At 66.2% G+C, this 12,245-nt stretch carries 13 protein-coding genes; 1 reads left to right on the top strand and 12 read right to left on the bottom strand.

The window, feature by feature from the left end; genetic code table 11:
* Positions 1-193: 193 nt before the first annotated feature.
* From RIE31_01175 to RIE31_01135, 9 genes are all read right to left on the bottom strand, one after another.
* Entirely contained in the window at positions 194-1,558 is a 1,365-nt protein-coding gene (locus RIE31_01175; protein MEQ8639214.1) for an MATE family efflux transporter, read from the bottom strand.
* A gap of 162 nt (positions 1,559-1,720) precedes the next feature.
* Positions 1,721-2,068, bottom strand: a complete 348-nt coding sequence (locus RIE31_01170) for an iron-sulfur cluster assembly accessory protein (GenBank protein ID MEQ8639213.1) — start codon at positions 2,066-2,068, stop codon at positions 1,721-1,723.
* Positions 2,069-2,134: 66 nt separating this feature from the next.
* Positions 2,135-2,431, bottom strand: a complete 297-nt coding sequence (locus tag RIE31_01165; protein ID MEQ8639212.1) for an SUF system Fe-S cluster assembly protein — start codon at positions 2,429-2,431, stop codon at positions 2,135-2,137.
* Positions 2,432-2,585: 154 nt separating this feature from the next.
* Complete coding sequence (locus RIE31_01160) at positions 2,586-3,041, bottom strand: SUF system NifU family Fe-S cluster assembly protein (protein MEQ8639211.1); 456 nt, start codon at positions 3,039-3,041, stop codon at positions 2,586-2,588.
* Positions 3,038-4,291: a cysteine desulfurase gene (locus RIE31_01155; protein MEQ8639210.1), complete on the bottom strand. Its 1,254-nt coding sequence runs from the start codon at positions 4,289-4,291 to the stop codon at positions 3,038-3,040. The genes RIE31_01160 and RIE31_01155 overlap by 4 nt, the downstream gene beginning before the upstream one ends.
* Positions 4,288-5,631, bottom strand: coding sequence for a Fe-S cluster assembly protein SufD (gene sufD / locus RIE31_01150; GenBank protein ID MEQ8639209.1), 1,344 nt, complete (start codon positions 5,629-5,631; stop codon positions 4,288-4,290). The genes RIE31_01155 and sufD overlap by 4 nt, the downstream gene beginning before the upstream one ends.
* A 13-nt stretch (positions 5,632-5,644) precedes the next feature.
* Entirely contained in the window at positions 5,645-6,406 is a 762-nt protein-coding gene (gene sufC / locus RIE31_01145) for a Fe-S cluster assembly ATPase SufC (GenBank protein ID MEQ8639208.1), read from the bottom strand.
* Between the two features lie 50 nt (positions 6,407-6,456).
* Complete coding sequence (gene sufB, locus RIE31_01140; protein ID MEQ8639207.1) at positions 6,457-7,968, bottom strand: Fe-S cluster assembly protein SufB; 1,512 nt, start codon at positions 7,966-7,968, stop codon at positions 6,457-6,459.
* Positions 7,969-8,003: 35 nt separating this feature from the next.
* Positions 8,004-8,513, bottom strand: a complete 510-nt coding sequence (locus RIE31_01135) for an Rrf2 family transcriptional regulator (protein MEQ8639206.1) — start codon at positions 8,511-8,513, stop codon at positions 8,004-8,006.
* 186 nt (positions 8,514-8,699) lie between these two features.
* Between RIE31_01135 and RIE31_01130 the strand changes: the two genes are divergently transcribed.
* Positions 8,700-9,323: a HutD family protein gene (locus RIE31_01130; protein ID MEQ8639205.1), complete on the top strand. Its 624-nt coding sequence runs from the start codon at positions 8,700-8,702 to the stop codon at positions 9,321-9,323.
* Positions 9,324-9,423: 100 nt separating this feature from the next.
* Here RIE31_01130 and RIE31_01125 read toward each other — a convergent pair whose 3' ends face one another.
* The 3 genes from RIE31_01125 to RIE31_01115 form a co-directional block, all read right to left on the bottom strand.
* On the bottom strand, positions 9,424-10,833 hold the full coding sequence (locus RIE31_01125) for a calcium-binding protein (protein MEQ8639204.1): 1,410 nt from the start codon (positions 10,831-10,833) through the stop codon (positions 9,424-9,426).
* A 125-nt stretch (positions 10,834-10,958) separates the two neighbouring features.
* Positions 10,959-11,552 carry a glutathione S-transferase N-terminal domain-containing protein gene (locus tag RIE31_01120; protein MEQ8639203.1) on the bottom strand — a complete coding sequence of 198 codons (594 nt, stop codon included), beginning with the start codon at positions 11,550-11,552 and terminating at the stop codon, positions 10,959-10,961.
* 58 nt (positions 11,553-11,610) lie between these two features.
* On the bottom strand, positions 11,611-12,219 hold the full coding sequence (locus RIE31_01115) for a glutathione S-transferase (protein ID MEQ8639202.1): 609 nt from the start codon (positions 12,217-12,219) through the stop codon (positions 11,611-11,613).
* Positions 12,220-12,245: the final 26 nt, after the last annotated feature.

Genomic DNA, 12,245 nt, shown 5'->3' with positions numbered 1-12,245 from the left:
CTCCGCGCCTTCACCAGGAAAGGTCCGCGGTCCTTATAAAGTCTGGCGCTGTCTGATCCTGTCGCTGGCCGGTCAGGGCCGTGGACTCCGGTGAATCCGGGGAATCCGGAACCCTACCCTGACGGTGGGCCGCTTGAAAACGCCGTGTCCCGCGCAGCCGGTCGGACGCTGTATCCCGGCTCCGCGCCCGCTGTCAGGCGGTATGCAGCGCGGCCATACGTCGCGACAAAGACCAGAAACGCCACAGCAGCATGACTCCGGCGGCAAACAGGCCGGCGCCCAGGGCCCACAGGACCCCCGCCAGGCCGCTCTCCCCATCGCGCCCGAAGGTCAGGCCCAGCGGCACCGCCACAAGCCACATGCCCGCACCCAACAGCCACATGGACACATTAACATCGCCCATGCCGCGCAGAATGCCCAGCAGTACGCCCTGCATGCCATCGGCGACGATGACGAAGCCGATGATGAACAGGGCGCCGCTTGCCGCCAGAACCAGGGCCCCATCATCTGTATAGATGCGGGCGATTGGGGTGGCGAAGGCGATGACCAGAACCATGGCCAGGCCCATGGCCGCCATGTCGAGCCAGAACCCGGTCCAGCCGATGCGCCGCACCGCCGGCCCGTCACCCTTACCGAAGGCCTCGCCGACAATGACCGAGGTGGCCGACTGCAGGCCGATGCTCGCCATATAGATAAAGGACAATGTGCTCATGGCGATCTGATAGGCCGCCAGCGGCACCGCCCCCAACTGGCTGACCAGGGCGCCCATCACAAAGAAGGTGCCGGTGTCGAACAGGGTGGCAAATGAAATGGGCAGACCAAGCGTCAGAAAACGCCGCATGAAGCGCAACGGCCCGGCGCCGATACGGGCCGATCCCATGGCCCGGGTCAGCGGGCTGCGCAGCACCCAGCCGACAATCAGCCCGACCATGACCCAGCGGGCGATGGTGGTGGCCAGCGTCGCCCCCTCCGCGCCCATCTCGGGAAAGCCCGCATTGCCGTAAATCAACAGCCAGTTGAGCAGGCCGTTGACCAGATTGCCGATGACCACCACCACCATGCCCGGCAGGGCGCGGCCGTTGCCTTCCAGGAACTGGGTGGTCGCCACATAAAGCGCGATGGCCGGCATGCCTGGCGCCAGCAGGATCATGGCCGCACCGCCCGGCGCACGCAGCGGCTCGGCCGTGCCGATCAGACTGAGCAGCGCCGGCCCCAGCAGCAGGACAGATCCCGCCGCACTGCCCATGACCAGGCCGGCGATCAGACCCATGTGCCAGATCGAGCCACAGTCCTCCGACCGCCCGGCGCCGCGCGCCTGGGCGGTCATGATCAGGGTCGCCGCCATCATGCCGACGGTCAGCGCCACCAGCGGCAGGTGCGGCACCGACGCCGCGCCATAAGCGGCCAGCACCCGGATGCCGGCCTGACCGCTCATGGCGTTGTCCACGGTCAGCATGATCAGCAGGCCGGCACGGCTGGCCATGATCGGTGCCGCCAGAAAGACAATGCGCCGTGCCGCCGTAGCCACGTCCGGTCCGAGCAGGATTCTGGAGCGCAAGGCTTGGTCTCCGAACGGCGACAGGGCCGGCAGAGCCGGCCCCGGAGGATGCAGCGGGCTAATCTAGAGAGGGTAGCGACACAGCGCCAGCGGCCCCGAACCCGCGCCCGCGGCGCGCGCGGCTACACCGCAGGGGATGACGGCGGCGTAAGGGCAGGCGCCCTAGACGGAGAAGGACTCGCCGCAGCCGCAGAGGTTGCGGGCATTGGGATTGTTAAAGACGAAGCCTGACTGGAGCGTGTCCTCTACATAGTCGATCTCGGTGCCGAGAATGAACATGGTGGCCAGCGGGTCGATCAGAATCTTCACGCCCCTGTCTTCCGCCACCTCGTCATGGGGCTGCGCCTCGCTTACATACTCCATCTTGTAGGACATGCCGGAGCAGCCCTTGCTGGTGACGCCGAGGCGAAGACCCACCATATTGTCACCGGCCCGCGCCATCAGCGTGCGCACACGCTCCGCCGCCCGCTCCGTCAGGGTGATCATCTTGCTATCGCCGACCGCCAGCATGGTCCGTTTCCTCCGCTCCCGCCTTCGGGGCCCGTCCGGGGCCAACATCCCGCTTATCAGTTAAGCCTACATGAAGCCCAGTTCAAGCTTTGCCGCTTCACTCATCAGGGACGGCTCCCACGGCGGGTCCCACACCACATCCACATGCACGTCCTCGACGCCGTCCGCCCCCATCACCGCATCGCGCACCCATACGGGCATTTCCTCGGCCACCGGACAGCCGGGCGCCGTCAGGGTCATGGTCACCTCCACCGTCCGGTCATCATTGATGATGATGGTGTAGATCAGCCCCAGCTCATAGATATTCACCGGGATTTCCGGGTCGAAGACGGTCTGCAACTGACGGATCACCGCTTCGGTCATGGCCTCGCGGTCAAGCGGCGCTTTCGCCGCCGCCCCGGCGCCTTCAGCCCCTCCGGTGCCCGCGACGCCGGCGGCCAGCGCCCCGTCCGGGCCGGCATGCGGCACGTCCTCCGCCTTCTTGCCGAATCCAAGAAAACTCATGCCCGTCTCCCGCCTATTCCGTTGTGGTCTGGTCTGCGCCATGCAGGGCGGCGTTCATGGTGTGCCACGCCAGAGTGGCGCATTTGATCCGCATGGGATAGTCGCGCACGCCGGCCAGGACGCGCAGCCGGTCGGCTTCCGCACTGTCCTCACCGTCGTCAACGCTGTCGCCGGAAACCATGGCGCGGAAGCGCTCGAACAGCGCTTCGGCCTGCGCCTCGCTCTTGCCCTTGAGGATTTCCGTCATCAGCGAGGCTGACGCCACGGAAATGGCGCAGCCACGGCCCTCGAATCCCACATCCGCCACCACCCCGTCACGAAAGCTGAGCCACACGGTGAGCGTATCGCCGCACAGTGGATTGTTGCCATGCGCCTCACGGTTGGCGTCGGCCGGCCTGGCAAAGTTCCGCGGGTGGCGGCCATGGTCCAGGATCACTTCCTGATAGAGCTCGCGCAGATCATCGCTCATCGGAATATCTCCCGCGCCCGGTCCAGCGCCGCTTCCAGCCGGTCAATATCGGCCACCGTATTGTACAGACCGAAGGAGGCGCGCAGCGTCGCCGCCACGTCAAAGCGCGCCATCAGGGGCTGGGCGCAATGATGACCGGCGCGCACCGCAACCCCTTCCTGATCCAGGATGGTGGCGGCGTCGTGCGGGTGTACGCCGGCCATGACAAAAGAGAGGATCGCCGCCTTCTGCCGCGCGGTGCCGATAAGACGAATGTCGTTGCGCGCGCCAAGCCGTCGTGTGGCCTCGGCCAGCAACTCATGCTCGTGCGCGGCGATGGCCTCAAGCCCAAGCCCCTGCACATAGGCGATGGCCGCGGTCAGACCGGCGGCGCCGGCGATATGCGGGGTGCCGGCCTCGAAGCGATGGGGGATGTCGGCATAGGTGGTCTGCTCGAAACTCACGGTGTGAATCATCTCGCCGCCGCCCTGCCACGGCGGCATGGACTCGAGAACCGCTGCCTTGCCATAGAGTGCGCCGATGCCCGACGGGCCATACAGCTTGTGGCCGGAAAAAACATAGAAGTCCGGGTCCAGCGCCTGAACGTCCACGGCCATATGCGGCACCGCCTGACAACCATCCACCAGCACCGCCGCACCGGCGGCGCGGGCGGGCGCGATGATGTCGGCCAGCGGCACCACCGTGCCCAACGCGTTGGAGACATGGGTGATGGCCACCATGGCCGTCCGTGGCGACAGCAGACGGGCATATTCGGCCATATCCAGCTCGCCGGCGTCATCGACCGGAATGACCCGCAGCACCGCACCGCTGCGCTCGCACAGCAACTTCCAGGGCACGATGTTGGAATGATGCTCCAGGTGGCTGAGGATGATCTCGTCGCCCGCCACCAGCCGCTGCCCCCAACTCTGCGCCACCAGATTGATCGCCTCGGTGGCGCCGCGCACAAAGACGATCTCGCGGCTCTCGCGGGCATTGAGGAGGCGCCGCACACTCTCCCGCGCCGCCTCGAAGTCCGCTGTCGCCTCCGCCGCCAGCCGGTAGACGCCGCGGTGAACATTGGCGTAGCGCGTCTCATAGCTGCGGCTGACCGCGTCGATCACCGTCTGCGGCTTCTGGGCCGAAGCGGCGCTGTCCAGATAGACCAGCGGTTTACCGTTCATTGATCGCTGCAGAATGGGGAAATCAGACCGCGCCGCCATGGCGTCAAAGGCCGGCCGCGTCACAGCAGTCATGGCCTGGGCGGTCGTCATTGTGCCACCTCGCCATAGAGCCGCTGCCGGGCCAGCGCCAGCAAGCCGTCGCGTGCCGCCGTATCCGTCACCACGGTTAGGGCTTCGGCCAGGAAGCCTTCCACCAGCAAGGCCCGGGCCTCGGCCTTGGGAATGGCGCGGGCCAGCAGATAATACATCTGCTCGGGGTCGAGCTGACCGGTCACCGCACCGTGGCTGCAGGCCACGTCATCGGTGAAAATCTCCAGTTCCGGTTTGGTGTCCATCTCCGCCGTCGGCGACAGCAGCAGGGCGCGGCTCAGCATCTGTCCGTCCGCACCACTGGCGCCGCGCGCCACATGGATGCGGCCCTGAAACACGCCGCGGGCGCGATCCGCCAGGGCGGCGCGAAAGTGCTCGGTGCTGCGCGTGTGCGGAGCCTCATGACGCACCACCACACTGGCTTCGCCGTGCTGACGACCGCTCAGAAAGGTCATGCCGGCCAGCGCCGTGCCAGCCGCCTCGGCCAACAGCCGGACCAAACAATCGTCGCGGCTGACACCGCCGCCCAAGGTCGCCAGAAAACTCTCATAGTGTCCGCCCTGACCAACTTCCGCCGCCACCACAGCCAGGTGAAAGGCTTGCTCGGCCAGGCGCTGCACGCGACGATGGCGCAATGTGGCGTCGCGGCCGATGACGATCTCCGATACCGGGCTCGACCAGGCCACGCCGTCACTCAGCGACAGATAGGTTTCCACCAGCTCCGCCCGGCTGGCCGCGCCCAGTTCCACGACCATCCGCGGAAAAGCCGCGGTCGGCGTGTCGGGGGTGCCGCCGCACAGGTGAACCACATGCAGCGGCCGCTCCACGCTTACGCCGTCGGCGATGCGCAGCGCCGCACCGCTGGCCATCCATGCGGTGGCCATGGCCTGAACCGGCCCGCTGTCGGCCGGTGCGACCCGGCCAAGACGGGTCGCCAGCCAGGCCTCGTCCGCCGCCGCCAATTCGGTGAAGACCACGCCGGCCGGCAGGGCGCCACGGTCGGACAGACTCTCCACCAGCCGGCCATTGGCAAAGACCAGACGGGCCAACGGCGGTTCGCCGGCGGTGGCCTGGTCAATCCGCCGGCTGACGGACGCCGGCAGGTCCGCGCCGTCACCAGCCAGAACGAAGGGGTGGCCCGCCAGGCTCTGCAGGTTGGTGTATTTCCACGCCTCGCGCTTGACCGAGGGCAGGCCCTGATCGGCCACCGCCCGGCGCGCCACCTGACGCAGATCCGCCTGCCACGGGGCAAAGGTCGGCAGATCCGCCTGCGCCGCGAAGGCAGAAAGAAAATCAGGGTCAGCCAACCGGCCGCGCTGATGAAGGGTGGAACCCGCCATGCCTGCCGCGCCCCTACGCCGCGGCGCTCTCGTCCGCCGCGCCGAAAGCGGCATAACCTTCCGCCTCCAGCCGACGGACCAGCGCCATATCGCCCGACTCGGCGATACGGCCATCGGCCAGCACATGCACATGATCCGGCGCCACATGGTCCAGCAGGCGCTGGTAGTGGGTGATCAGAAGAATGGCGCGGTCCGGCCGGCGGCTGGCGTTGATGCCGTCGGCGACGGTCTTCAGCGCATCGATGTCCAGGCCGGAATCGGTTTCGTCGAGTACCGCCAGAGTCGGCTCCAGCAATGCCAGTTGCAGAATCTCGTTGCGCTTCTTCTCGCCGCCGGAAAAGCCCACATTGACCGCTCGCCGCAGCATGTCTTCCGGCATGGAGAGCTTTGCCGCTTCCGCCTTGATCAGACGGAGAAACTCGATGGCGTCATATTCCTTCTCGCCGCGCACCCGTCGCACGGCGTTGACCGCCGTCTTGAGAAAAGTTGAAAGGCCAACCCCCGGAATCTCCACCGGATACTGAAAGCCGAGGAACAGCCCCGCCGCTGCCCGCTCTTCCGTCTCCATGGCCAGCAGGTCGCGCCCCATGAAGGTGACGCTGCCGCCGGTCACCTCATAGCCCGGCTTGCCGGCCAGCACATGGCTGAGCGTACTTTTTCCGGAGCCGTTGGGGCCCATGATGGCGTGCACCTCGCCGGCATGGAGCGTCAGGTCGATGCCTTTGAGAATCGCCGTGCCTTCGACGCCTGCGGTCAGGCCGCGCACCTGCAGAATGGGGTTTGTTCCGGCTGTCATGACTGTCTTTCCTGATTGATCCGACCGGCTCAGCCGACCGCGCCCTCAAGGCTGATGCCCACAAGTTTCTGTGCTTCCACGGCAAACTCCATGGGCAGCTTCTGCAGCACTTCGCGGCAGAAGCCGTTGACCACCATGGTTACCGCCTCCTCTTCACCCAGACCACGCTGGCGACAGTAGAAAAGCTTCTCTTCGTCGATCTTCGCGGTGGTCGCTTCGTGTTCCAGTTGGGCCGACGGATTGCGGCTCTCCACATAGGGCACGGTGTGGGCGGCGCAGTCGCCGCCGATCAGCAGTGAATCGCATTGGGTGAAGTTGCGCGCGCCCGCCGCCCCCGGCAGGACCCGCACCAGGCCGCGATAGGTGCTCTCTGAACGGCCGGCGGAAATGCCCTTGGCGATCACCCGCGAGCGGGTGTTCTTGCCGATGTGGATCATCTTGGTGCCGGTATCGGCCTGCTGACGGTTGTTGGTAATGGCGATGGAGTAGAACTCGCCGACCGAGCCGTCGCCCTGCAGGATGCAGCTTGGATACTTCCAGGTGATGGCCGAGCCGGTCTCCACCTGGGTCCAGGAGATGCGCGAATTGCGACCGCGGCAGGCGCCGCGCTTGGTGACGAAATTATAAATGCCGCCGCGCCCTTCGGCGTCGCCCGGATACCAGTTCTGCACCGTCGAATAGCGGATCTCCGCATCGTCCATGGCCACCAGCTCGACCACCGCCGCGTGCAACTGGTTTTCGTCGCGCATGGGCGCGGTGCAGCCTTCCAGATAGCTCACATAACTACCGGCCTCGGCAATCACCAGGGTGCGTTCGAACTGACCGGTCTGCGCCTGGTTGATGCGAAAGTAGGTGGACAGCTCCATCGGGCAGCGCACACCCTTGGGGATGTAGCAGAATGACCCGTCGGTAAAGACGGCGGAGTTGAGGGTCGCGAAGTAATTGTCGGAATAGGGCACCACGCTGCCCAGATACTTGCGCACCAGGTCCGGATGATTGTGCACCGCTTCCGACATGGAACAGAAGATGATGCCGTCCTGCTCCAGCCTGGCGCGGAAGGTGGTGGCCACGCTGACGCTGTCGAATACCGCGTCCACCGCCACGTTGCGCACACCGGCCAGCACTTCCTGTTCTTTCAGGGGAATGCCCAGCTTCTCGTATGTCTCCAGCAGCAGCGGATCCACCTCGTCCATGCTTTCCGGCCGCTTCTTCGGCGCCGAATAATAATAGGAGTCCTGATAGTCGATGGGCGGGTGGCTGATGCGCGCCCACTCCGGCTCTTCCGGTGCAATCTGCTGCCACAGACGGAATGCCTTGAGGCGCCACGCCAACAGCCACTCCGGCTCTTCCTTCTTGGCGGAAATGAAGCGGACGATGTCCTCGCTCAGCCCCTTGGGCGCCATGTCCGATTCGATGTCGGTGGTGAAGCCGTAGCGATAGTCCTTGCCGCCGCCCAATGCGGCGACGGCATCATCCACCGCCCGGTCGGAGGACAGGTCATCTGTGGCCTTGGCCACGCGGGCCGTGGTGGTCTCGCTCATTGCGGGTCTCGTTTCTGGTGCTGGGTGTTTAGGGGTCAGCCCGCGGCGCGGGCGTCGCCATGGACGCCGGCGCGACTTGCGCCACCGACCGCAACCGGTCCGTCGTGGTGCTCGTCATCGGCAGCGGAGCCGGCGGTCACTGGCTCCAGCATGTTGGCTAGGGAGACCGCCTCCAGCGAGCGGCGCACCGCCAGGCTCACCTGCCGCCAGGGCGCGCGCACCTGACACACCGCCTCCAGGTCACACACGCCGGCCGGCCCTTCCAGGCAGTCGGCCAGCAGAATAGGCCCGTCAAGCGCGCTGATGATCTCCGCCACATTGATCTCGGATGGCGGCCGGCCGAGGCCATAACCGCCGGCCGGGCCCCGCACGGAAACCAGCAGACCGGCCTGGGTCAGGCGCTTGGCCACCTGCGATACGGTCGGCTGCGGCAGGCGCGTCGCATGGGCCAGATCAGAGGCCGGCATCGGCGCCATATCGCCCGAACGCGCCAGTGCGGTCATGACCACCACGCCATAGTCCGCCATACGGCTGAATCGGATCATCGTTCCTCACTCCCGACCGGCAACCCGCGCCCGGCGACCGCCCTTTTGGCGGCGGCGAAGGTGCCGCCCTATCCGGATCAATTTCGTCCGGTATAAATGTGCCCCGCGGGCCTTGAGTCAAGGGCGCTATCGCCGCAGGCGGACAGAAGGCTAGGGTTGGCCCGCACGACTGACCTGAGGAGCGTTATGCCGACCGAAGCCCGGATTCTGAAGCCCGCCGATTATCAGTCCATGCCGTGGAAAAACGGCAAGGGGACCACCACCCAGATCACCATTTTCCCGGCCGATGCCGGGCTCGACGGGACGCCGTTCATCTGGCGCCTGTCCATCGCCGATGTGCCTGATTCCGGCGCCTTCTCGCGCTTTCCCGGCTATGACCGCACCATCATGGTGATCGAGGGCGAAGGCATGACGCTCAGCGTCGGCGGCGGCGAGACCCGCCGGATGAACCACCTCTACGAGCCGTTCAGCTTTTCCGGCGATGCGGACACCCAGTGCCAGTTGCTGGGCGGACCGATCCGTGACTTCAATATCATCGTTGACCGGGCCAGGGCCCGCTATACCGCCACCGTGGTCAGGAGCGGCGGGCAGGGGATCGAACACCCCATCACCGGCGACTGCGTTCTGGTCCACTGTCTGGAGGGGCCCATGGTAGTGCGCCTGCTGTCCAGCGGCCGGCGTTTCGACCTGACGGCAGGCGACACCGTGGAAATTGATCGTGAGATGGCCGGCAACCCCCACGATGACCTGCTGATCACCGCGCCCGAACACGGCACCGCTGTGCTAGTGGATCTGTCACTCACCGACTGACAGGGGGGTGACTGACGGGGGCGACTGACAAGGCGCGCGCCGTCCGCTGCGGCACGGCGTCCGCTAAGCGGCTGGTGACCGGTCGCCGTCGGTCGCCGCGTCAGACGAGAATATAGTCGCTGCCGGTCCACTCATAATAGATCGCGCCGCTGTCGCCCCACAGCACCACGTCGGAAATCTCGCTCGACTGAAACCACACCTTACCATCGCCATTGGGCAGGCTGGACACCGGATCAACGAAGGTCAGTGACCACTGGCCGCCGCCATGATCGACGAACGCCACTTCGTTGCTTTCCACATGGTTGCCGGTATAGCCGTCGAACATGGACAGCGCGTTGCCGAACCCGCCGCCGTCGAGAATGGTGTCCGTGCCGTGGCCGCGACCGAAATAGTAGAAGTCGTAGTCGGCGCCGCCTTCCATCTGGTCATTGCCTTCCAGGCCGTACAGGACGTCCTCGCCGGCGCCGCCGCGCACAATGTCATTGCCGGCGCCGGAAAACAGCCAGTCATTGCCGTCGCCGCCCTCGATCACGTCATGGCCGTTGCCATACAGGCTGACCACATCGTCGCCGGCACCGGCGTCCACGGTCAGGCTGGTGTTGCCACCGCCGGTCCAGTCGCCATACAGCGTGTCATCTCCGTCGCCCAGCAACACCGCCTCAAAGCCGCCATTGGTGGTGGCGGCGGGATCGAAGGCGGCGCTGTTGAAATTGATGGTGTCATTGCCGGCGCTACCGACCAGCACGTCGCCGCTGCCGCCCTGGCCCAGGATCACCGTGTCGGCGGCGTCGAAGACGATCGTGTCGTTGCCGCTGCCGCCGCGCAGTTCGTCGGCGCCGGTGCCGCCATCCAGAATGTCGTCACCGCTGCCGCCCCACAGCTTGTCGGCACCGTCACCACCAAAGAGCTGGTCATGGCCGTTCTGGCCGTTCATCTCATCATCGCCGGCCTCGCCATACAGCTTGTCCTGATCGTCGCCGCCCAGCAGCACGTCCGCGTCGTCACCACCCCACAGCGTGTCATCGCCGCTGCCGCCCTCCAGCCGGTCCGCGCCCGCCTCGCCATACAGATCGTCCTGTCCGGCATCGCCATAAAGCCGGTCATTGCCTGTACCGCCAGCCAGGAAGTCGTTGTCGTCGCCACCGCGCAGCATGTCATTGCCGTCGCCGCCCCAGATCAGATCCTCGCCCTCGCCGCCCCACACGCGGTCGGCGCCGGCGCCAGCCAGCACAATGTCATTGCCCTTGCCGCCGTCCAGCCGGTCGTCGCCCTGCCCGCCAATCAGGGTGTCGTTGCCGTCGCCGCCGAAAATGCGGTCATCCCCATCGCCGCCGTCCAGCCAGTCATTGCCATCGCCACCATCCAGCAGATCATTGCCGTCGCCGCCCCACATCCAGTCATTGCCGTCCAGGCCATAGAGCCGGTCATTGCCGCCCAGCCCCCAGATCAGGTCGTCGTCACCGGTGCCGGTGATGGTATTGTTGTTGTTGTCGCCTACCAGAATGGCCATGGCTTCGGCCCCCCGCCTCAATGTCGCGTTGGCCCCAGTATCCGGCCCCGGGCGGAAGAGTCAAAAAAACCGCCGCCGGCCCCAGAAAAGCCAGCGGCCGCGTGTATTCCGCCATATTCCGCGGCCTAGTCGGTGGGTGGATCACTCTCACGGATGGCCGGCAGGGCGCTTACCTGACCGTACCAGGCGGCCAGCGCCTTGTGGGACTTGCGCCAGTCGAACGCCTCATAACGCCGGTCGAGAAACTCCAGCGCGCAGGCAGCCGATACCGCGCCCAGGTCGTCCAGCCCCCGCAATGTCCCGGCGGCGGCCTCCGCCTCCAGCGCGTCGATCGCGCCGGCAATCTTCTGCTCCTGCCGGGCCGCCCACTCCATGGACTTCTCGCCATCGGGCCGGCGCAGCTCGTAATAGCGCGACACCGCCGCCTCCATGATGCCGCTGCCCAGCACTTCGCGGCGCATCACCGCCAGGCGCGCCTTGCCGCCGGCCGGGATCAGCCGGTTGCCACCGGCCACCTCGTTCAGCCAGTCACAAATGGCATGGGAATCGAAGATGGCCTCGCCATCGTCGGTCTTCATGGCGGGTGCCTTCTTCAGTGGATTCCAGGCCATGCCTTCGTCCCAGCTTACCGTTTCCACCTTGCCGGCGAGGCCGAGCACATGGGCCGCCACCATGGCTTTGCGGGCGAAGGGGGAACCGGCGGCGTAGCAGAGTTTCATAGCGTGTCTCGTCCTTGCTTACAGGGTTTGGGGCTTATGGAGGTTTGGGAAATCGCCCTCAGGCGCCCATCGCTTTGGGATCGGTGGCGGCCATGGCCGGACGCTGGCCGTAGGCCTTGAACCAGTCGGCCAGCCTGGCGTGGCTGACGCGCCAGTTCTCAGCGGGAAAACGCAGGTCCAGATAGCCCAGCAGACAGCCGAGCGCGATCGAATCGATGCGCGCGGTTTGCGGATAATCGTCCACCTGCCGCTCCAGCGCGTCCAGCGCCCGCGCCACCTTGATGGCCTGGCGGCGCACCGTCTCCGGCGAGCGTTCGCCCTCCGGCCGGCGGCCTTCATAGACCCGCAGCAGGGCGGCGTCGGTCGCGCCGCTGGCCAGCGCATGACGCCTGAGGCAGGCAAAGCGTTCGTCCCAGCCGGCGGGGATGATGCTGCCGCCGGCCCGGTGATCCAGCCAATCGCAGATCAGCAGGGATTCGAAGATCGCCGTGCCGTCATCAAGAGCGAGCACCGGAATCTTGCCGAGAGGGTTCTCCGGCCCGATCACGCCATCCGGATCACCCTGCACCTGCTCCACCAGCTCAATATCGCCGATCTGGCCGGTCTCATGCGCGACCACCAGGACCTTGCGAACGAAAGGGGAGGCGGGACCGAAACGCAACTTCATGAAGCACCCCTGGCGGCTGGCGACGG

The organism is Alphaproteobacteria bacterium (genome assembly GCA_040218575.1).
GTDB lineage: Bacteria > Pseudomonadota > Alphaproteobacteria > JAVJRE01 > JAVJRE01 > JAVJRE01.
Note: the sequence above shows the minus strand (reverse complement) of the source record. Positions and strands in the feature narration are given on the sequence as shown.

Excerpts from the sequence above, each read along its gene's own strand:
- RIE31_01125 (MEQ8639204.1), bottom strand. The coding sequence starts at position 10,833 with ATGGCCATTCTGGTAGGCGACAACAACAACAATACCATCACCGGCACC.
- RIE31_01155 (MEQ8639210.1), bottom strand. The coding sequence starts at position 4,291 with ATGACGACCGCCCAGGCCATGACTGCTGTGACGCGGCCGGCCTTTGAC.
- RIE31_01160 (MEQ8639211.1), bottom strand. The coding sequence starts at position 3,041 with ATGAGCGATGATCTGCGCGAGCTCTATCAGGAAGTGATCCTGGACCAT.
- RIE31_01130 (MEQ8639205.1), top strand. The coding sequence starts at position 8,700 with ATGCCGACCGAAGCCCGGATTCTGAAGCCCGCCGATTATCAGTCCATG.
- RIE31_01165 (MEQ8639212.1), bottom strand. The coding sequence starts at position 2,431 with ATGACCGAAGCGGTGATCCGTCAGTTGCAGACCGTCTTCGACCCGGAA.
- RIE31_01135 (MEQ8639206.1), bottom strand. The coding sequence starts at position 8,513 with ATGATCCGATTCAGCCGTATGGCGGACTATGGCGTGGTGGTCATGACC.
- sufB (MEQ8639207.1), bottom strand. The coding sequence starts at position 7,968 with ATGAGCGAGACCACCACGGCCCGCGTGGCCAAGGCCACAGATGACCTG.
- RIE31_01115 (MEQ8639202.1), bottom strand. The coding sequence starts at position 12,219 with ATGAAGTTGCGTTTCGGTCCCGCCTCCCCTTTCGTTCGCAAGGTCCTG.
- sufD (MEQ8639209.1), bottom strand. The coding sequence starts at position 5,631 with ATGGCGGGTTCCACCCTTCATCAGCGCGGCCGGTTGGCTGACCCTGAT.
- RIE31_01120 (MEQ8639203.1), bottom strand. The coding sequence starts at position 11,552 with ATGAAACTCTGCTACGCCGCCGGTTCCCCCTTCGCCCGCAAAGCCATG.
- RIE31_01170 (MEQ8639213.1), bottom strand. The coding sequence starts at position 2,068 with ATGCTGGCGGTCGGCGATAGCAAGATGATCACCCTGACGGAGCGGGCG.